This is a genomic window from Acinetobacter sp. FL, assembly GCF_040744925.1.
GTDB lineage: Bacteria > Pseudomonadota > Gammaproteobacteria > Pseudomonadales > Moraxellaceae > Acinetobacter > Acinetobacter radioresistens.
In genome coordinates this window covers 1,709,547-1,729,399 of the sequence record NZ_CP160437.1, presented here as the reverse complement: position 1 = coordinate 1,729,399, position 19,853 = coordinate 1,709,547, and the positions used below count along the sequence as shown (strand labels likewise).

Below are 19,853 nucleotides of genomic sequence, written 5' to 3'. Positions count from 1 at the left end.
AACAAGATTTAAGGCTTAATTTCAGCCTCCATACCAAACATTTGGCGTAACTGGATACTGAGCTGATGACGTGCACTAATAAAGCCATCAATACCGCCTAGAAGCAGCTGATAAGCCATAAGGTCTTTGTCCAGTTCACTGGCAAAGCTCTCTGAAGTCTGTGCCGGGCGTTCAATCAGTTCGGCCTGTTTTGCTTGTTCAATACTTAGAGCTGTCTGAATTTCACGATCGTCTTCCTCAAGCTGGCTCAGTAAAGAAGGGGCAATAGTAAGCAGGTCACATCCAGCAAGACCTAGCACTTGGTCAATACTGCGGAAACTGGCACCCATAACTTGTGTCTGTATCCCTTGCTGTTTGTAATAGTAATAGATTTTTTTCACAGACTGCACGCCGGGGTCACGCTCAGTTGGATAACTTTCCACGCCTTCAGACTTTTTATACCAGTCCAGAATCCGCCCTACAAATGGTGAAATTAAAGTAACCTTGGCATCTGCACATGCTTGGGCCTGATGCAGGCCAAACAGCAGGGTCAGATTACAGTGAATACCTTCCGCTTCGAGTATTCTGGCAGCCTGTATACCTTCCCAGGTTGAGGCAATCTTGATCAGTACCCGTTTTTTATCAATACCATACTGCTGATAAAGTTCAATCAGTTCATGAGCCTTCTTAACTGTAGCTTCTGTTCTAAATGACAAAGAAGCATCAACTTCCGTAGATACACGACCTTCTACTAGCTTTAAAATTTCAACGCCCAATTTAACTGTTAAAATATCAATCGTACGTTCAATCAGAGCATCTTCAGTAAAATTTTCCTGCTTTGCCTGTTCAAAAGCAGATTCGATTAATGTCCTGTTTTCCGGCTGAGCTGCTGCTGCGGTGATTAACGAAGGATTGGTTGTAGCATCCAGAGGACGAAACTGGCGAATAGCTTCAAGGTCGCCCGTATCTGCCACGACGGTAGTCAAATTTTTTAATTGGTTTAACGCTGAATGTGTCATTGCTATCAAAGTCTAAAATTAAAATAGTTGTGAAATCAGTTATATCACAAAGCCTGACAGGCTAAAGTGAAAATTAATAATCACAATATTTCTTATACATTTAAACGCTTTTCTCGAAGATGCTGGATTAAAAAACGTGCAGCTGCACCCAGTTCAGTTTCCCGGCTCCAGACCAGATCGACATAATATTCAAATTTTGGGGTGAAATCGGCAATTTCCAGAATCTTTAAATCTTTGGCAAGCTGTGCATTCTTATTAAAAATTTCTAGGGGCAAAATTCCCCAACCCAAATTCCGGCTGATCATGGCACAGGCTGAGTAGTGATTGTCGGTACGCCAGTATTGTTTTGAAAAAAGCAGTTCAGGTTTAATCAGATGATCACGACTTGCGACTACAATTTGTCTGCTTTTTAAAATATCCTCAAATGTTACCTGTTTAGAAGCAGCCAAGCGATGAGTATAGGCAGCTACGGGTACGATGACTTCACGCTTGAGTTCAATAAACTGTTCCCGACTATCCAGCTGTTCACGCTCAAACATAAGCGCCAGCTGGGCACTACGATTAATCAGCATCTGCAAAGCATCTTCTTGTGGTGCGGAAATAACATTAATTTGCAGTTCTGGAAACTGTTTTTCAACAATACTGACATAATCAGTCCAATTGGTATAAAGCAGCTCCGACACCACTACAATGGTTAAAGAGGACTCAAGGCCATTGCTTAATGCAAAGGCATGCTGTTTCCATTGATTAATCTCAACCAGTAGCTGTTTAGTTTTTTCATAGAGCACCCAAGCCTGAGAGGTAGGCACAGGCTCACGCCCATTACGTTTGAAGAGTTGAAGATTTAAATCAATTTCCAGATTTGCAATTGACATACTTACAGCCGAGGGGACTTTTCCCAACTTTCGCGCTGCTGCTGAAAAAGAACCTGTTTCAATCACTGTTTTAAAAATAGTGAGCTGTTCTTGATTTATATTCATTTATCAAAAAAAATGAAAGGAGCTAATTAGATTAGTCAATATTATGCACATAAAATAAACTTATCAATAAATTTGTAGGTGAAAGTCATGTTATTGTCCAAGCGCAGGCTGATCCATGCGCTGAGTTATGAAATTATTTTATTAATTATCATTGCGATTGCACTAAGTTTCCTATTTGAAGTACCAATGGAAGTGTCAGGTACACTTGGTGTGGTCATGGCAATTACTTCAGTGATCTGGAATATGATTTTTAATCATTTTTTTGAAAAATTTGAACACAGGCATCAGCTTAAAAGAACAATTAAGGTGAGAATTTGTCATGCAGTTGGTTTTGAAGGCGGTCTAATGCTCGCGACTATTCCAATGGTGGCTTATGCTTTAAATATCGGCTTGGGCCAAGCTATCCTGCTGGACCTTGGTATGACATTATGTATATTGGTATATACTTTTATCTTCCAGTGGTTTTATGACCGCATTGAAATGCGGCTGGGATATGCACCAGATTATTGATAAGTCTCGGACAGGAAGACTGGTGTTAAACAACTTTTTATCATGTTCTGATCTTAAATTGAGAGATAATTAAAATTAAAGATCATTGTAGGTATTATATAAAATTCAGGTTAAATAGCTTAGATAAAATAAAGCGGTAAAAAACCAGCTATTATGAGTTTAAGACAAGGAAATACAAGAAGGCCGCTTAATGATTAAGCGGCCTTCTTGTATTCATTCACAAAGCAGAAATTATTTTTCTACAATTGCTGTAACGCCCTGTCCACCCGCTGCACAGATTGAAATCAGTACCCGGCCAGAACCTTTTTGATTAATCAGTTTTGCAGCAGTAGCCAAAATACGGCCGCCAGTCGCTGCAAATGGATGCCCTGCTGCCAGTGAGGAACCATTAACATTCAATTTAGAGCGATCAATTGACCCAAGTGGCGCTTCCAGTCCTAAACGCTCTTTACAGAAAGCTGGGTCTTCCCATGCTTTTAAGGTAGAAAGTACCTGAGAAGCAAAAGCTTCATGAATTTCATAATAATCAAAATCCTGAAGTTTCAGACCGGCACGTTCAAGCATACGTGGAACTGCATAAGCCGGTGCCATTAGCAGTCCCTCTTTCTTGTTAACAAAATCAACAGCAGCAGTTTCAGTAAAGGTCAAATAAGCCAGTACTTCATGACCGTTAGCTTTTGCCCATTCTTCAGATGCCAGCAATACAACAGATGCACCGTCAGTTAGGGGAGTCGAATTGCCTGCGGTCATAGTAGCTGTCTCACCTTTACCAAAAACAGGTTTCAGTTTTGACAGTTTCTCGACAGATGAATCCGGACGAAGGTTCTGGTCACGTTCAACACCGAGAAAAGGAGTAATCAGGTCATCAAAAAAACCTGTTTCATAAGCTGCAGCCAGCTTATGATGGCTTGATGCAGCCAGTTCATCTTGTGCAGTACGGGAAATTCCCCATTCGAGCGCAGTAATCGCCTGATGTTCACCCATAGACAAGCCGGTACGTGGTTCACCATTTTTAGGCGCATCCAGTAGGTTTTTAACATTAATTTTAGTTAAGGCTTTTAGGCGATCTTTTGCAGTTTTGGCAATATTGAGTTCGAGTAAGGCCTTACGCAAGCCATCCCCAAAAGCGATTGGCGCGTCGGAGGTGGTATCTACACCACCAGCAATGCCTACATCAATCTGGCCTAGGGCAATTTTATTTGCAACCAAAAAGGCAGCCTGTAAACCAGTACCACATGCCTGCTGGATGTCGTAAGCAGGTGTTTCAGGTGCAAGTTGAGTATTAAGTACACATTCGCGTGTCATATTAAAGTCACGGCTATGTTTCAGAACAGCACCAGCAACAACTTCACCAATAAGTTGTCCCTGCAGATTAAAACGCTCAACAAGGCCATTTAATGCTGCGGTTAACATATCAGTATTGGATGCAGTAAAGTAAGGACCATTTGAACGTGCAAATGGAATACGGTTACCACCAATAATTGCAACGCGGCGAACTGTGTTTTGACTCATGTTTTGATCCTGTTGAACAGAAGATGGATTAGACGAAGTAACTTTAGCTGCAGTAGAGACAGTTTTTTTGATACGGCTAGAAGTGGATTTTACTGCTTTAGGAGATTCGGTCGTACTTTTAGCAGTACATGATGCTGTTTTTGATGTATTTGACACGTTTTCCCGAGCAGAATTCTCGACCGCCTGATTTTCTTGAGTTGTTTTAGTCATAAGGCTTTTCCAAGCACGTTTACGATATTCTGATGTGTTACATTAACATATTATAGAATAGCCTGAATTGACTACAATGACATTGCATGGAGCTTTCAGGTCAAGACATCAAAACAGTAACTCAAGTATTATTTTGCTAGAATCCGGTGGACCCTTTGAAATATAACTGTTTGAGATTACTTCTAAAGTCAACAGAACTCCAGGTTCATTCAAATTAAATTGTATGAGAGATAATAAACATGACTGATCAATACCAGGTATTTGCAAAATCTCCAATTGGTAAATTTGTCATCAAGAATCTAGGTTTACCATCGCCAATCCAGCTGGACCGTTTTGAGTCAGCTGCGCCTGTTATTAAAGGAGCAGTACTTTTAGGTGCAGCACCCTCAAGTACATTGTCTGGTGAAATTGCACAGGTTTTAAACAATATCCATGCAAATAGCTATGCAGGTAATAATGCTGAACTACAGCAGGCAGCAGCCCAGACCGGCTTGAACCTCAGTGCTTTTAATGCTGGCGATAAAGAGTCCAAGTTTAAGGCAGTGGTATTTGATGCTTCCGGAATCCAGAACTCTGAGCAGTTAAATGAACTGTATAAATTTTTTAATCCGGTTGCCCGCCAGATTCAGACTTCTGGCAGAGTGATTGTAGTAGGCATTACACCTGAGCATGCCAAAACAGTAAAACAGGCAATTGCCCAGCGCGCATTAGAAGGCTTTGTTAAGTCAGTTGGCAAAGAATTCAAAAAAGGTATTACCGCTCAAGTTGTATATGTAGATGAAGGCGCTGAAGCGAATATTGAATCTACTCTACGTTTTCTGCTTTCACCTCGTTCAGCTTATGTATCTGGTCAGGTAATCCGTGTATCTAAAGCTGAAGTAGTAAATGTTGACTGGGCTAAACCTTTAGATGGCAAAATGGCATTGGTAACTGGCGCCAGCCGTGGTATTGGCGAGGCGATTGCACAGGTACTGGCACGTGATGGTGCTCATGTGATTTGTCTTGATGTGCCACAGCAGCAAGCTGAGCTTGAGCGGGTTGCAGCAAGTATTGGTGGTTCAGTTTTGGCACTGGATATTACCGCAGCTGATGCAGGTGAAAAAATTAAGGCAGCTTCCGCAGAAAAAGGTGGTCTGGATATTATTGTGCATAATGCCGGTGTGACCCGTGACAAGACGCTGGCCAATATGAAGCCTGAACTTTGGGACATGGTACTAAATATCAACCTGTCTGCGGCAGAGCGTATTAATGATTATCTGCTGGAAAATGATGGCTTAAATAACAATGGCCGTATTGTATGCGTATCCTCCATATCAGGTATTGCGGGTAATCTGGGCCAAACTAACTATGCTGCCTCTAAAGCAGGCGTAATCGGTCTGGTTAAATTTACCGCACCACTTCTGAAAAATGGGATTACCATTAATGCAGTTGCCCCGGGTTTTATTGAAACTCAAATGACCGCAGCCATACCATTTGCAATCCGTGAAGCCGGACGCCGTATGAACTCTATGAGTCAGGGTGGTTTACCGGTAGATGTTGCTGAAACGATAGCATGGTTTGCCTCAACTGCATCTACAGGCCTAAATGGCAACGTTGTGCGTGTCTGTGGACAAAGCCTGTTAGGCGCGTAAATTTTTCATAAAAACTCTTTTCCATTAAAGGGAAGAGCAGTATAAAAGGAGAGGTGGATTTAAACCTCTCTGGCCCTCTTCCTGAGCAAGGGAGAGGGAATTTTATTTATAAAAAAGATATTGATGAAGGTTGAGTATGCACACACGTCATTTTAGCCAGTTGCCTAAGCCTTATCTGGCTTATCCAAAAGTTATTCAGGGACTGATTTTTAAAAAGCCTAAAGCTGAGAAAGTATTGCCACAAGTTGAATATGTTGTGGACTCTCTTAAGATCGATCAGAAACATCTGAAAGCCTACAATGAAGTGTGCGGCTTTAAAAATAATGGAGAGGTTCCTGCAATTTATCTGGCAGTACTTTCACAAAGTCTGCAAATGCATATGATGACGCAGGAAGCTTTCCCGTTTGCAATTCTGGGGCTGGTACATATTCGCAATATGGTACGTCAAACCCGTAGCATCAAAACCAGTGAAGAGCTGACGTTGTCTTGTAGGTTTGGTGAACTTAAACCCCATGATAAAGGTATACAATTCGACTTTATCACTACTGCTAAAGCTGGTAACCAGGTCGTGATGGAAGGACTGACTACCTATCTTGTTCGTCAGAAAAGTACAGTAAAAGCGGCTGAAAAGGTAAAGGCTGAACAGGAACCCGAATATCAGTTGAAAGAAAAATGGGATATTTCTGAAAATACCGGACGCCGCTATGCTTTAGTCTCAGGAGACTTCAACCTGATCCATATTCATGCTGTTACAGCCAAGGCATTTGGTTTCAAGCAGGCAATAGCGCATGGTATGTGGAGTAAGGCTCGAGCACTGGCAAGTCTTGAACTACCAGAAGCTTATGAAGCCGATGTGAATTTTAAATTACCTATGTATTTACCTTCCCGGGTAGAGCTTCTCTCTGCCAAGCAAGGCCAAGATACAGTATTCCTGATTTGTAATGCCAAATCGCATAAACCCCATGTTGCGGGTTGTATTAAAGCGTTGTAAGTTTTAAGCCTGAGTTTCATAACTCAGGCTTTTTTATAGTAAGTATTGAATTAAAACATTTAGATTAAAAATAAGAGTAATGATATGTCAGCCATTCAAGAATGGATTCTTCATGGACACCAGCATTATCAGGGTGAATGTCAATCTGAATTCAGAGATTTAGCAAAGCTGTTTAGCCGATTGCAGTCTAACCGTTTAAATAGCGGAGGGGCTGGGTTAGCAGTTTATTTTAAAGGAAAAAAAGTTGTTGATATTTATACTGGCAAAAAATCTGCAACTGAAAACTGGCAAGCCGATACGCTGGCAGTATGCTATTCAACCGGAAAAGGCATATTGTCCACTTTGGCTCATATTCTGGTAAGTGAAGGCTTTCTGGACTATGACACACCCATTGGTCGATATTGGCCTGAATTTGCACAGCAAGGGAAAGACAAGCTGACGCTACGACATATATTGTCTCATCAAAGCGGTTTATATGATATCCGCAACCTGATTAATGACGCTACAGAAATGCTTGAGTGGCAGCATATGTTAACTGTGTTCGAGCAGTCTAAACCACGTTTTTCAGCAGGAGAGGGCGTTGCTTATCAGGCTTTAACCTTTGGCTGGCTGGTCGGTGGGCTACTTGAGAAAGTTACCGGTCAAACTTTATCTCAGTTAATGCAACAATATCTGGTAGAACCACTTGGGTTAGATGGTGCATATTTTGGTCTTCCCTTGACTGAACTGGAGCGTGTAGCTCATCCTTTTGCTGCCTCTAAACCAGTCCGGAAGGAACATAACAATCAAATATCAAAGAAAACAAAAAGAAAAACATCATTGAGTGAAAAGCTGTTTTACTGGAGTGGACAGAACCCTCAAGATTTCCAAGATGCTATGGTTCCTAAAGGAATGAAAAATTTTAGCTTCTTTAATGAGGCCGGCCTGCAGGCCTTGGTTCCCGCAGCCAATGGTGTGTTTAATGCGCATAGTCTGGCAAAAATTTATGCCATGCTGGCTAATCATGGACAGCGGAAAGGTAAAGTCTTGATTAAACCAGAAGTTTTTCAGGAGCTCAGCAGTATTCAGAGTTTTGCTCGCGACCGGGTTATGCCTGTACCCATGAACTGGCGTTTGGGCTATCATCGGATTTTTACGCTGGGTAAGGCCGCCCAACAAGGTTTTGGGCACATGGGATATAACAGTTCAGCGGCTTGGTGTGATCCTGAGCGTAATTTGAGTTTTGCCTATACTCATAATTTCCAGATGGGTTCCATGACTGGAGATTACCGTTTGTGGGCACTTACTCAAGAAGCTTTACGCTGTGCAGATGGCGTACTTACTGGTAGGAAAGGATGGTTCTCTTGAATTAAAATAATATAAAAGGACATATATGGACATAGAGCTTTCAGATTTACAAACCAAGAAGCAGGCTTTACTAGATCTGTTAAAACATCTTAAAGCTAATGCTTATCAGTTTATCAGTGTAACGCCAGAAACGCATTCACGGGTCTTAAGACATGCGGCGGTAGGAGAAACTTTAGCAGATATTTTTGGCTGGAATCGCTGGTTCTATGCAGCAGATCTCAAGGCACCTTTATTTGAACTATTGAAATATCATGATTTGCTTGAACAGCAGGAGCAACTGTTTCGCTGCAAATTTCGTGTTTCAAGTTTAAATGATGAGATTTTTATCCATAGCAGTTACCCTACAACTAGCCAGAATGCTGTTTTTTTAGGACCTGATACTTATCGTTTTAATTTGCATTTAGACTGTTTCCTAAAACAACAGCAGTTCTCTGTGAACAGTATTCTGGAAATGGGCTCGGGTACGGCAGCCACTGCGATTCTAACAACCAAAAAATTTAACCCTCAGCCAGAACTTACATTGGTAGACATTAATCCACACGCTCTATTATTAAGTGAACTTCATGCAGAATTCTCGGGCATTGAAAAGTTTCGTGCAGTAAATAGTCATTTATATCAGGAAATTCATGAGCAATATGATTTGATTATTGCCAATCCTCCTTACCTGGTAGACTCGGAGCGGCGTCAGTATCGGCATGGTGGCTATAAAATGGATGGTGCACAGCTGGCTTTTGATATTGTGCAGCAAGGGGTTACTCATCTTTACAGAAATGGACACTTGTTTTTATATACAGGGGTTGCTATCCGTAATGGTCAAAGCGTATTACAGGAACGAATTGAAGAGTGGTTTAAAGGACAATCAAAATTTACATGGCACTGGCAGGAAATCGATCCGGATATTTTTGGTGAAGAACTCGAACAGCCTTATTATTCAGGTGTGGAGCGAATTGCAGCCATTATTCTATGTGTTCACAAGATTGCCTGATAGTTTAAAAGCACAGAAATTTTAAATATACATAAATGTAAAAGCGTACCTGGTTTCAAAAATTATTTCATATTCAAACGCAAAGTAGTGACTTGTCGTTTTAAAAGCAATTGATGACATCGGCTCATTCACTAAGCTGCAAAAAAACAGTATGCTTATACAGGCAAAAAGGAGCATACATGTATCAAGTACTTGCGCGAAAATATCGTCCACGCAACTTTAATGAGCTGGTCGGGCAAAGCCATGTGTCACGGGCGCTGACCAATGCGTTAGAACGTGGCCGTCTACATCATGCTTATTTATTTACAGGTACACGTGGCGTAGGCAAAACAACAATTGCGCGTATTTTAGCAAAGTGCTTAAACTGTGAAACCGGTGTTACTTCTACACCATGCGAAGTATGTGCTACCTGTAAAGCCGTCAATGAAGGCCGTTTCATTGATCTGATTGAAATTGATGCCGCTTCAAGAACCAAAGTTGAAGATACCCGCGAACTGCTCGACAATGTACCTTATGCACCAACTCAGGGACGCTTTAAGGTTTATCTGATCGATGAAGTGCATATGCTCTCTACCCACTCTTTTAATGCACTCCTGAAAACGCTCGAAGAGCCGCCAGAGCATGTAAAATTTTTATTCGCTACCACAGATCCGCAGAAATTACCTATTACGGTTATTTCACGATGCCTGCAATTTACCTTGCGACCATTAGCAGTTGATGAGATTACTGAACATTTAACCCGAATTTTACAAAAAGAAGAGATTAATGCCGATAGTGACGCCATCTGGCAAATTGGTGAGTCTGCCCAAGGCTCCCTACGTGATGCATTGTCTCTGACAGATCAGGCGATTGCTTATGGTCAGGGTGAGGTACACCATCAGGATGTCAAAGAGATGCTGGGGCTGATTGACCGCACTATCATCTATGACCTGATTCTGGCCATTCATCAGAATAATCAGGCCCGGGTCGGCCAGCTTTTATTACAGTTTAGACATCAGGCACTGGATGTTTCACTTGTTCTGGATCAGCTGATTTCGACCTTACACGAATTGGCTCTATTACAATATTTGCCCGACCTAGGCCTTAAATACAGTGATGAGATTAACCGTAAAATTTTACAGCTCTCACGCCTGATTTCAGCGCAAGACCTGCAACTGTATTATCAAATTGCCTGTAAGGGACGAGCTGACCTGCAACTGTCTGTTACGCAAGAGCAGGGCTTTGAAATGTGTATTTTACGGCTGTTAGCTTTTCGACCTTTGGCACCTGATGAAATATCAATAGACAATTCTGGACCGGCGGTTTCTGATAGTAGCTTTTCAGCATCGGCAGAAGTTAATACAGCACCTCGTTCGTCTGAACCACAGGTAACAGTTTTAGCAGAGAAACTTGAGCCTGAGACAAATTTTATTTCTGAAGAGTTATCATTCGCTGGAGCAGAGCCAGATACTGTGTCTAAAACTACGGCAGACTCTTCTAAACCTTTTGAGAAAAAACCGCTAAAATCAGCTGTTCCGGACAGTAATACTGAGGAAAGTTCAGCAGCAAATGAAATGCTGAGCTTTAATTTAAACTCGGCTGATGGGCTGGTCGGGTTTGATGAGGCAGGTTTAAATATTCAGCCTAAACCGGTAGCGCCTTCTGCTGATCTTTTGGATACTAAATTTCTTGAACCTGATACTGCAGTCATTTCAGAACTGGCAATAAACACCCAATCCGATATACCAAAAGATCTCAGCCAGAGTGAAACAGCGCCTACCATATCTGCGGAAGATTTATTTGTTGAGTTACCTGTAGCCGAGTCCTTTAAAACCGGGGGAAAGAGTGAGCAGGTATCTCATAGTGTTTCTGATGAAAAATTGTCTGATACTAAGCTGGAAAAAGCCGGTATTAGCGCTCAGCAATATGAAAACTCTGGTCACTTGATGCCTCAGGATATTCTAACACTGGCACCTCAGCAGTTAGAGCATGACTGGACTGTAGAAAAATGGGAATACTGGTTTAGGAATAGCGAGTTATCACCTGCCGTTCAAGAGCTGGCCCAGCATGGATTGATGACAGGCACGATTAATGGCCTGTCAGTTTTTCAAATTCCACAACAATATGAAGGAATGCTGTCTCAGCTCCAGCATGCTTTAGAGCAAGCCATGAAAGAGCAATGGCCCGATACACAGTTTCAAGTGGAATACAAAGAAATTGAGCAGATCACACCATATATCATGCAAACGGTACGCAAGGAAAAAGCGTACCAGCGTGCAAAAAAATTACTACAGCAAGAGCCTGCAATTCAAAGTTTAATTCATCTGTTTGATGCTGAGCTGCAAAATATCCAGTTAAAATCATGATTGTTTTATAAACAATAAGTGGCTAGATCCTCCCGCATCTGTTGAGATATGGGAGTACTTTTTCGCGTTTCACGATTTACAAACACATGAACAAAGTGACCTTGTGCAGATGCCTGCTGCTGACCCTGTTTAAAAATCGCTAAACGATATGTTAAAGAAGATTGGCCGATCCGTTCAATTGCTACGCCAACCTCAATTATTTCAGGAAAAGACAGTTCCTGAAAAAAGCTACAAGCAGAATCAACTACCAGCCCAATTACAGGGGATTGATGAATGTTAAACCCTGCTTTCTGAATCAGCAGCGAATTAGCCGCCGTGTCAAAATAGCTATAATAGGTTACGTTATTGACGTGCCCGTATATATCGTTATCTGCCCAGCGAGTCTGAATCGGCAAGAAAAATTTAAAATGCTTGCGTTCGGTAATTATAGGCTTATTCATGAATAAATGGCTCGATATATATTGAGGGCATCCTCATAACCCAGCTCACGGGGGTTATTCTGTAATAGCCGGGTTTGTAATATTGCATCTTGTGCCAGCTGTTCTAAAGCCTGCTCAGGTATGGCGAGTGATTGCAAAGTCAAGGGTAAACCAGTGATGTCCAGATAATTTTGCATATGATCAATAAAGAGATCACTGAGGCCTTCTACTGAGCCACTACTTTTAGGTTCAATATGTAACATCAATTCAGCATAGTGCTGCTTGGCATGAGTCAGGTTAAATTTTAAGACTTCAGTAAAAACCAGAGCATTGCTATGCCCATGTGAAATATGGAAGTGTCCACCAAGCGGATAAGCCAGCGCATGTACCGCACCTACTGGCGAGTTGGCAAAGGCCTGCCCGGCAAGCATAGAACCGACCAGCATATTCTGCCGGGCTTCCATATTGTGGCCATCTTCAAGTACCGGTCTTAAATTTGTATAAAGAATCTGGAGCGCTTTAACTGCGAGTAAATCCGCATAGAAATTTTTTTTAATTTTAGATGTATAGGCTTCGACAGCATGCACCATCGCATCAATACCGGTCGCTGCAGTAATATGACGTGGTAAATTTCGGGTGAAATTTGCATCGAGTATAGTAGTATCTGCAAAAAGCACAGGTGATACTATTCCACTTTTTGTTGTTTCCCCAGTGGTTACTATCGAAATAGGCGTGACTTCGGAGCCGGTACCAGCAGTGGTAGGAATTAAAATTAATTTCAATCGTGCGCCTTGGACCTGATTTACACCATACATCTCCTGGAGCTTTTGCTGTTGTTCAGGATGCGCAAGCAGGGCAATAATCTTGGCAACGTCCATAGAGCTGCCGCCACCAAAGCCTAAAATAATGTCTGCTTTTTCTTCTCGGGCAAAACCAGCGGCTGCCAGGACTACGTCTTCTGGTGGATCAGCCTGTACATCAGCATAAATACTATATTCAAGTCCAATGCTATGTAAAATATCTAAAACAGGTTGATGAAGCTGCTGAGCCAGCATTCCCGGATCGGTAACCAATAACAGTTTTTTGGACTTCTGCTCTATCAAGATTTGCTTGAGTCTCTCAATTGAGCCTAGCCCAGCAATAATATTGGGAACGGTTTGAAACTGAAATTGACCCATACGTTTTCCTTAATTCTTTAAAAAATTGAACATTATTGTTTTGCAGTTCTATAGGATTCATCCTGTAAATAACTTAACATAAGACTCTTCAAAAGAAAGCTGTACTTGAGGTCGTTATGTCGTCCAAAGCGCCGTATAAGGTGTTGTGTGTCTGTTTAGGAAATATTTGCCGCTCTCCCACAGCGGAAATTGTCCTGAGGCATTATTGTGACGAGCATCAGTTAAATGTAATCGTTGATTCAGCTGGCACCAGTAATTATCATCCAGGTAAAGCACCTGACCAACGGAGTCAGAAGCATGCCAAAAAACGTGGTTATGATCTCTCAATGTTAAGAGCTCGTCAGTTAAAGGCTCAGGATTTTCTTGATTTTGACTTGATTCTGGCAATGGATCATCAGAATCTTGAAGATATACAAGCAGTAATGCATCAAGCTGGTCTTGAATATGGCGAAACATGCCTGCGTGCAAAAGTTGCTCTGATGAGTGAGCATGACCCTGAATATTCCAAGCAGGCTTTACCCGATCCGTATTATGGCGGACTTGATGGTTTTGAGCGGGTATTGGATCAGTGTGAATCAAGCAGTCGTGCCTGGATAAATGTATTTAAAAATCAGTTTGGTCAGTAATTTAAAAGGTTTAGATGTGATTCAGATTCAAAATAATATTCAACTTAAACCTTTTAACAGTTTAAAGCTTAACAGTGTCGCTTCCCATTACATTCACATTGAACAGACTCGGCAGATTCCGGCTGCGGTTCAATATGCTATCCAGAATCAGCTGAATATTCTTGTACTTGCTGGTGGCAGTAACCTGCTTCTACCTGAAAAGATTAATGCACTGGTCATGCATATTGATATTCAAGGTATTGAGTATTTAGATGAAGATGAACAAAGCCGCAGCCTGAGGGTGGGTGCCGGTCAGGTCTGGCATGAGTTTGTACTCTATACCACCACAAAACGCTTGTATGGCTTACAGAACCTGGCTTTAATTCCAGGACGAGTTGGCGCGTCACCTGTACAGAATATTGGTGCTTATGGGGTAGAAGCTGGGGATTTTATTGAATCGGTACAAGTATATGACCGTGAAACTGGCCAGTTTGACTCGATCTGTGCTAAAGATTGCGGTTTTTCATACCGGCACAGTATTTTTAAAGATCAGCCAAATCGCTACATTATTACCCATGTAACATTCAGGTTATTAAAAACACCGCAGCTCAAGCTGAACTATGGCGATCTGAAACTGGCTATGGCAGGTGATCAGAGTGCCGAAAACCTGCAACAGCAGGTTATTCATATTCGACAAAGTAAGTTACCTGACCCGGCACAATATCCTAATGCCGGCAGTTTTTTTAAAAATCCTGTGATTAGTAATGAGGCTTATCAGAAACTTGCAGTGCGATTCCCGAGACTACCGCATTACCCCCAGTTGACTGGTCAGGCCAAGATTGCAGCCGGCTGGCTGATTGAGCAGGCAGGATGGAAGGGCAAGCGTCTGGGTCAGGTAGGCATGTTTGAAAAACAGGCACTGGTCCTGGTCAACTATGCTGAAGCGTCATTAGAAGATATCAAAGCTACATACGGCGCGGTACAGCACGATGTTTATCAGAAATTTAACATCATGCTCGAGCCGGAACCGGTACTCTATAATGAAATAGCCCAGATTTGCTCACATACGGAATAAACAGTTTATGGCTCAGTATCATTGGATGGTGCGTTTAGTACAGCTTGCCGCAGGCATATTTGTACTGCTCGGCTGTTTGATGGTTTTTATCTATACCCCTTTTTATTCGCAGCTGGTGGTCAAGGCTCTTAATACTTTTGTGCCAGTAGAAGTCAACCAGGTGGCAGCAAAAAGTCAGGAAATGGCCGCCCTGAGCGAATATGAGGAACTAGAGCCTGGTTCAAATCTCTGGATTGCCCGTCAGGCATATTTAAAACTGATGGAGCAGTCTATGCAAAACCAGAATGCACAGGATTTGCCTACGCTACAGGCCCGTTATAAAGCATTGCAAAAAATTATTATTGAAGAACAGGAAAAAGAAGAAAACGATAAGGACGACCAACCGGTTATTCCATTACTGGTACCATCTGTTGATAAAAAAGGACAGGAACAAGAACAGCCAGTCTCCGATTCGGTTGAAGACATGCGTGAGCTTCTGCAATTGAATAGCGCAGAGAATAAGGTGTTAATGGAGCAATATATAGATTTCCTGATGACACATCCAGTTGAACAGCAAGAGGCATTAGAAAGCGAAATTTATCAGGATATTGCCCAAATACAAAAAGAAAAAAATGAACCAGTCTATCCGGCAAGTTCCAGCAAACCTTATGCAATTGTTGTTTTAGGTGGCGGATTGACTTTAGCTGATAACCAGAAAGATATTGTAGTGAATAAATATACCCGCTTGCGGCTCGAGAAAACCCTGGAAGTCGAAAAACAATACCATTTACCCATTGTTTTAAGCGGGGTAGAAGCCCCTTATATGCAGGCTTGGCTAAAAGAAAGAAATGTAGAAGCAAAATTACTGGAAAACCGCAGTATGAATACCTGTGAGAATTCACGGTTCAGTTCATTGCTTTTACAGAAAAAAGGTGGGGCACCTACAGTAATCTTGATCACGGATGTTTATCATATGCCACGTACACGCCGTTTATTTGCACTAAACGGTATAGAAACTATACCGGTTGAAGCGCCTATGCCTTCAAAATTAACAGACTGGCGTCCAAGCCGGCAGAATTATGATCACAGTCGCCGCGCCAATTACGAAATGTTGGCCACAATTCGCGATATCCTATTTGGCTCAAGTGGCTGCCGGGAGGTACCTTAATGTCAGATATCCCGTTTTTAAATCCGAATGTACTTACCCAGCTTGACTTGCCTATACCTAGCCGTGAAATTACTTCACAGCTTCTAGAACCATTAAATCTTAACCGCCCGTATGAGCCCTCAGTTGATATTTTAGCTTATCGCAAACTTTATGGTTTAAATCTGCTGGACTGTGACCAATGGCAGGGTTATGTTCCCATGCCACTTTTTCGATTACATGTACAGGTTTTTAAACCGAGAGTTGCTGAAATTAAAGGTACGGTCTGTTTGCTGCATGGTTATCTTGAACACAGTGGCATTTACCAGCCAATCATCCGTGAAATACTTGAACAGGGCTTCAGCGTAATAACATATGACTTGCCGGGGCATGGCTTAAGTGACGGTTCGCCGGCCAATATCCAGAATTTTGATCATTATCAGCAAGTTTTACTGGCCGTATATCAGTATGTCCGTCAGGCGGACCAGTTGCCGCAACCATGGTTAGGTATTGGACAGAGTACGGGAGGCGCAATCTGGATGCATCATTTGCTCGAATATGCTGAGCAGCGCCGTAATCCGATTGTTGATCGTATTTTGCTTTTATCTCCACTCATTCGACCTGCAAAAACAGCATGGTGGCATAACCCGGTTGGCCTCGGTATTATCCGGCGTATCAAGCGGCAAGTGCCTCGACATTTCCGGCGTAATAACCATAATCCGGAATTTCTGCGCTTTATTCGCTTAAAAGATCCCTTACAGCCCCGTATGATGGGTATGGACTGGATTCTGGCGATGTCGCGGTGGATGCAGGAAATGGAGCAGAGACCGGCTTGCCGAATACCCGTCTGGCTTGCTCAGGGAGCACTGGACCAGACGGTAGACTGGCGTTATAACATTGAATTTATCCGGCGAAAATTCCGGTTACAGACCCTGCTTATGCTTGAAGAGGGTTCGCATCAACTCATTAATGAGCGGGCTGATATTCGGGCTGCACTTACCGGGCTGATTCCGGCATTTCTACATGCTAGACCTTCAAAATACTATTATGAATAAATAAGCTCATGATCTGGCATTAAGTACTAATAAAACTTAGCGTCATATAATCTTCTGAAAAAGCCAGAGTAATGATCTGGCTTTGTAGTTTTTATTGAATAGTATGCTTTTATATTCAAGCCTGTTTTTTTGCCAGTAATGTAGCAAAACGCAATTTTATCCGGCGACCATGCTCATCGAGCCGATGTAGCTCACCAACATCTTCATTATATTGTAAGATATTCCAACCCGTATAATAACGAATGAGCTCTCCTTCTTTAAAGGTGAAGGGGAAATCAACATTACATGGATAGTCTGGTGTATCCATAGCCGCAACAATCAGATTATAACCTTCAGGCAGAGTTGCTTTTTGCATTTCTTCTATAAGTCGGGGAATAGTAGCGGGCTGTAAAAACATCAGCACAACCGTTGAAAAGATAAAGTTATAGCGTTTTTCAATAATGGGATTCTGGTTCAGGTCACGTATTTCAGTGTGAATATGATCAATTTTCTCTGTATCAATAATTTCATTAAGCTTATTGATGCTAGCTTCATTAATATCCCATGCATCGACCTCAAAACCTTTTTCACTGAGAAAAAGTGTATTGCGGCCACTACCACAACCAAGATCAAGTGCGGTACCTGCACTGTGCAGAATTTTACTCGCCATACGTATTTCGGAATGCGTTGGTATGAGTCCATATTTCTTTTCAAAGTAACGCTCAGGCTCACAGAAAAATTCAAGTTGGCAGGCAATATCGGAACTGGCAGAGACAATTTTGTGCCATGTTTGAGGTGAGACTAAGGAAGGTTGATGACTAGCATTAAAAGTTTCTTCAGAAATTATTTCACCATTTTCTGATAGCATGGCAAATACCAGTTCGCCCTGCAATATTGTCAATTTAGCCCAAGTCCCTTCTTGAGTATTATGTTTCTCGCGGAAATTCTGAGGAAGGGTTTTATTAGACCATACAGGCATTTGTTTATAACAGCGCAAGTTACTCATCGTGTTTTCCTCAGATAGAGTTTTATGGTGATCAAGTTAGCCAAGTGAAGAATGTATGTACTCAGCTTTTTACAGATCAGAATTTTTGAGCACTGGCCATTTGCCACATGCGGTAATAAAAATTTTCTTTATCCTGAAGCTGGTTATTAATAAGCGCATTTTCTTCCATAAAATAATGCAACTGGGCATAATTTTTAATTTCCCGGTCATTAATCCGTTGTGCCAGATGGTGTGCATCCAGTTCCGAAGGATGACGCAAGCCTGCTGCTGCTATCATATCTGCCAAGGCATGCAAAGTGTTTTTATGGAAATTAAAAACCCGCTCAGCTTTGGTGGGCACATGTAAAGCTTTTTGTCGGTCACGGTCCTGTGTAGCTACCCCAACCGGGCACTGATTGGTATGGCAGCTTTGTGCCTGTATACAGCCAATTGCAAACATGAACCCCCGACCTGAATTCACCCAGTCTGCGCCCAGTGCAAATGTACTGGCAATATCAAATGCACTGACGATTTTACCCGCTGCTCCAATCTTGATCTGATCACGTAAACCGGTACCCACCAAGGTATTATGTACAAAGCGTAAGCCTTCACGCAGAGGTGTACCAATGTAATCACTAAATTCAATTGGTGCTGCACCTGTACCACCCTCTGAGCCATCGACTACAATAAAATCCGGTACAATTTTGGTTTCCAGCATAGCTTTTACAATACTCATAAATTGCCATGGATGCCCAATACAGAGCTTAAAGCCTACTGGTTTACCACCAGAAAGATCACGTAATTTTTGCAGAAAGTGCATCATCTGGATCGGTGTACGAAAAGCAGAGTGGGTAGCAGGAGAGATGCAGTCACGATCACGACTTACTCCCCGAATCAGGGCAATTTCTTCAGAAATTTTATGCTTTGGCAAAATACCGCCATGACCCGGTTTAGCGCCTTGGGACAGTTTGAGTTCAATCATTTTAACCTGTTCAAGTTGCGCCTGTTTGGCAAACTTTCCTTCATCAAACTGTCCATCAAGCGTCCGGCAGCCAAAATAACCACTGGCAATTTGCCAGACCAAATCGCCACCATTCTCCAGATGATAAGGGCTGATACTGCCTTCTCCTGTGTCATGGTAAAAGTTACCCATCTTGGCACCCTGATTTAACGCCAGAATTGCATTGGCGCTGAGACTGCCAAAACTCATGCCAGAGATATTGAAAATTGAAGCGCTATAAGGCTGAGTACATTGCTCATTACCAATTTGAATACGAAAAGTGGCCGGATCTGCTGGTGAGCAAGGTGCCAGGGAGTGAGTAATAAAACGATAATCTGCCTGATAGACATCTAAAATTGAGCCAAAGGGTTTATCTGAATTTTCATTTTTCGCACGCTGATATACCAGACTGCGCTGTACCCGTGAAAATGGCAGTGCATCATGATCCGATTCAATAAAATACTGCCGGATCTCTGGACGAAAATCTTCAAAGATATAGCGAAAGTGCCCCATAATCGGATAGTTTTTTAAGATCGAGTGACGATTCTGCAAAACATCATAGAGACCCAGCAGGCTGAGCAAAGCTGTGATTAACCAGACACTGTTAAGCAAGGTATCTGAAACGAAGTAATAAATATAATGTGGCTCATAGAATAGCCTAAGCATGGTAATACCTAATGCGATCAGAATGCACAGGAACCAGACTGAATGTCTTGAGAAAAATGTATTGAGGAGCTTATGACGTATTGTTTGTGCTGGGCTTGCCATTATATTCAGCTTTCCTTTTAATATTTTTCAATAGATTCAACTTGCCAAGCCGGGCTGTATTTCTCAATGACAGTTTTGTTCATTCTCAGTCACATGAGAAGATAACTGGGATAATTTTTCAGATAAAAAAATAACCAGAACAGGTCTGGCTATTTTT

General features: G+C 42.1%; 17 protein-coding genes. 10 read left to right on the top strand and 7 right to left on the bottom strand.

The annotated features are described in order from the left end of the window. Positions 1-8: 8 nt before the first annotated feature. The gene (tal, locus tag ABZP31_RS08125; RefSeq protein ID WP_248134523.1) at positions 9-998 is read right to left on the bottom strand and encodes a transaldolase; all 990 of its coding nucleotides are present in this window, start codon (positions 996-998) and stop codon (positions 9-11) included. A 92-nt stretch (positions 999-1,090) separates the two neighbouring features. Continuing rightward, positions 1,091-1,978 (bottom strand): LysR family transcriptional regulator, encoded by an 888-nt coding sequence (locus tag ABZP31_RS08120; protein WP_248134525.1) that lies wholly within the window; start codon positions 1,976-1,978, stop codon positions 1,091-1,093. Positions 1,979-2,065: 87 nt separating this feature from the next. Between ABZP31_RS08120 and aceI the strand changes: the two genes are divergently transcribed. After that, entirely contained in the window at positions 2,066-2,488 is a 423-nt protein-coding gene (gene aceI, locus ABZP31_RS08115; RefSeq protein WP_367156780.1) for a chlorhexidine efflux PACE transporter AceI, read from the top strand. 231 nt (positions 2,489-2,719) lie between these two features. Here the strand turns inward: aceI and ABZP31_RS08110 are convergent, their stop codons facing one another. Further along, entirely contained in the window at positions 2,720-4,210 is a 1,491-nt protein-coding gene (locus tag ABZP31_RS08110) for an acetyl-CoA C-acetyltransferase (protein WP_248134527.1), read from the bottom strand. Positions 4,211-4,449: 239 nt separating this feature from the next. On the opposite strand from ABZP31_RS08110, the gene ABZP31_RS08105 reads away from it, so the two are divergent. From ABZP31_RS08105 to dnaX, 5 genes are all read left to right on the top strand, one after another. Next, positions 4,450-5,841, top strand: a complete 1,392-nt coding sequence (locus ABZP31_RS08105; RefSeq protein WP_248134529.1) for a 3-oxoacyl-ACP reductase — start codon at positions 4,450-4,452, stop codon at positions 5,839-5,841. 136 nt (positions 5,842-5,977) lie between these two features. Further along, on the top strand, positions 5,978-6,832 hold the full coding sequence (locus tag ABZP31_RS08100; RefSeq protein ID WP_005406250.1) for a MaoC/PaaZ C-terminal domain-containing protein: 855 nt from the start codon (positions 5,978-5,980) through the stop codon (positions 6,830-6,832). Positions 6,833-6,916: 84 nt separating this feature from the next. After that, a complete protein-coding gene (locus ABZP31_RS08095; RefSeq protein WP_248134531.1) occupies positions 6,917-8,179 on the top strand; it encodes a serine hydrolase in 1,263 nt (420 codons plus the stop codon). Between the two features lie 25 nt (positions 8,180-8,204). Beyond that, positions 8,205-9,164, top strand: coding sequence for a class I SAM-dependent methyltransferase (locus ABZP31_RS08090; RefSeq protein WP_111281447.1), 960 nt, complete (start codon positions 8,205-8,207; stop codon positions 9,162-9,164). Between the two features lie 179 nt (positions 9,165-9,343). Next, positions 9,344-11,509 (top strand): DNA polymerase III subunit gamma/tau, encoded by a 2,166-nt coding sequence (gene dnaX / locus ABZP31_RS08085; RefSeq protein WP_248134533.1) that lies wholly within the window; start codon positions 9,344-9,346, stop codon positions 11,507-11,509. 5 nt (positions 11,510-11,514) lie between these two features. On the opposite strand, the gene ABZP31_RS08080 is transcribed toward dnaX, so the two are convergent. Then, a complete protein-coding gene (locus ABZP31_RS08080; protein ID WP_248134535.1) occupies positions 11,515-11,949 on the bottom strand; it encodes a thioesterase family protein in 435 nt (144 codons plus the stop codon). Then, positions 11,946-13,106: an iron-containing alcohol dehydrogenase gene (locus tag ABZP31_RS08075; protein ID WP_248134537.1), complete on the bottom strand. Its 1,161-nt coding sequence runs from the start codon at positions 13,104-13,106 to the stop codon at positions 11,946-11,948. Before ABZP31_RS08075 ends, ABZP31_RS08080 begins: the two co-directional genes overlap by 4 nt. Positions 13,107-13,222: 116 nt before the next feature. Here ABZP31_RS08075 and ABZP31_RS08070 point away from each other — a divergent pair, with 116 nt between their 5' ends. Genes ABZP31_RS08070 through ABZP31_RS08055 form a run of 4 tightly spaced genes read left to right on the top strand, consistent with a single transcriptional unit; the run spans position 13,223 to position 16,964 of the window. Further along, positions 13,223-13,732, top strand: a complete 510-nt coding sequence (locus ABZP31_RS08070; RefSeq protein ID WP_248134539.1) for a low molecular weight protein-tyrosine-phosphatase — start codon at positions 13,223-13,225, stop codon at positions 13,730-13,732. After that, positions 13,704-14,786 carry a UDP-N-acetylmuramate dehydrogenase gene (gene murB / locus ABZP31_RS08065; protein WP_248134541.1) on the top strand — a complete coding sequence of 361 codons (1,083 nt, stop codon included), beginning with the start codon at positions 13,704-13,706 and terminating at the stop codon, positions 14,784-14,786. The genes ABZP31_RS08070 and murB overlap by 29 nt, the downstream gene beginning before the upstream one ends. Before the next feature lie 7 nt (positions 14,787-14,793). Further along, the gene (locus tag ABZP31_RS08060; protein ID WP_248134543.1) at positions 14,794-15,933 is read left to right on the top strand and encodes a YdcF family protein; all 1,140 of its coding nucleotides are present in this window, start codon (positions 14,794-14,796) and stop codon (positions 15,931-15,933) included. Further along, the gene (locus ABZP31_RS08055; protein ID WP_005026265.1) at positions 15,933-16,964 is read left to right on the top strand and encodes an alpha/beta hydrolase; all 1,032 of its coding nucleotides are present in this window, start codon (positions 15,933-15,935) and stop codon (positions 16,962-16,964) included. The genes ABZP31_RS08060 and ABZP31_RS08055 overlap by 1 nt, the downstream gene beginning before the upstream one ends. Before the next feature lie 115 nt (positions 16,965-17,079). Here the strand turns inward: ABZP31_RS08055 and tehB are convergent, their stop codons facing one another. Then, complete coding sequence (tehB, locus tag ABZP31_RS08050) at positions 17,080-17,949, bottom strand: SAM-dependent methyltransferase TehB (RefSeq protein ID WP_248114916.1); 870 nt, start codon at positions 17,947-17,949, stop codon at positions 17,080-17,082. A 76-nt stretch (positions 17,950-18,025) separates the two neighbouring features. Further along, complete coding sequence (locus tag ABZP31_RS08045; protein ID WP_005406265.1) at positions 18,026-19,696, bottom strand: FMN-binding glutamate synthase family protein; 1,671 nt, start codon at positions 19,694-19,696, stop codon at positions 18,026-18,028. Between the last annotated feature and the right edge of the window lie 157 nt (positions 19,697-19,853).

Excerpts from the sequence above, each read along its gene's own strand:
- tal (WP_248134523.1), bottom strand. The coding sequence starts at position 998 with ATGACACATTCAGCGTTAAACCAATTAAAAAATTTGACTACCGTCGTG.
- dnaX (WP_248134533.1), top strand. The coding sequence starts at position 9,344 with ATGTATCAAGTACTTGCGCGAAAATATCGTCCACGCAACTTTAATGAG.
- ABZP31_RS08070 (WP_248134539.1), top strand. The coding sequence starts at position 13,223 with ATGTCGTCCAAAGCGCCGTATAAGGTGTTGTGTGTCTGTTTAGGAAAT.
- ABZP31_RS08090 (WP_111281447.1), top strand. The coding sequence starts at position 8,205 with ATGGACATAGAGCTTTCAGATTTACAAACCAAGAAGCAGGCTTTACTA.
- ABZP31_RS08110 (WP_248134527.1), bottom strand. The coding sequence starts at position 4,210 with ATGACTAAAACAACTCAAGAAAATCAGGCGGTCGAGAATTCTGCTCGG.
- aceI (WP_367156780.1), top strand. The coding sequence starts at position 2,066 with ATGTTATTGTCCAAGCGCAGGCTGATCCATGCGCTGAGTTATGAAATT.
- ABZP31_RS08100 (WP_005406250.1), top strand. The coding sequence starts at position 5,978 with ATGCACACACGTCATTTTAGCCAGTTGCCTAAGCCTTATCTGGCTTAT.
- ABZP31_RS08095 (WP_248134531.1), top strand. The coding sequence starts at position 6,917 with ATGTCAGCCATTCAAGAATGGATTCTTCATGGACACCAGCATTATCAG.
- tehB (WP_248114916.1), bottom strand. The coding sequence starts at position 17,949 with ATGAGTAACTTGCGCTGTTATAAACAAATGCCTGTATGGTCTAATAAA.
- ABZP31_RS08080 (WP_248134535.1), bottom strand. The coding sequence starts at position 11,949 with ATGAATAAGCCTATAATTACCGAACGCAAGCATTTTAAATTTTTCTTG.
- ABZP31_RS08060 (WP_248134543.1), top strand. The coding sequence starts at position 14,794 with ATGGCTCAGTATCATTGGATGGTGCGTTTAGTACAGCTTGCCGCAGGC.
- ABZP31_RS08120 (WP_248134525.1), bottom strand. The coding sequence starts at position 1,978 with ATGAATATAAATCAAGAACAGCTCACTATTTTTAAAACAGTGATTGAA.
- ABZP31_RS08055 (WP_005026265.1), top strand. The coding sequence starts at position 15,933 with ATGTCAGATATCCCGTTTTTAAATCCGAATGTACTTACCCAGCTTGAC.
- murB (WP_248134541.1), top strand. The coding sequence starts at position 13,704 with ATGTATTTAAAAATCAGTTTGGTCAGTAATTTAAAAGGTTTAGATGTG.
- ABZP31_RS08075 (WP_248134537.1), bottom strand. The coding sequence starts at position 13,106 with ATGGGTCAATTTCAGTTTCAAACCGTTCCCAATATTATTGCTGGGCTA.
- ABZP31_RS08105 (WP_248134529.1), top strand. The coding sequence starts at position 4,450 with ATGACTGATCAATACCAGGTATTTGCAAAATCTCCAATTGGTAAATTT.
- ABZP31_RS08045 (WP_005406265.1), bottom strand. The coding sequence starts at position 19,696 with ATGGCAAGCCCAGCACAAACAATACGTCATAAGCTCCTCAATACATTT.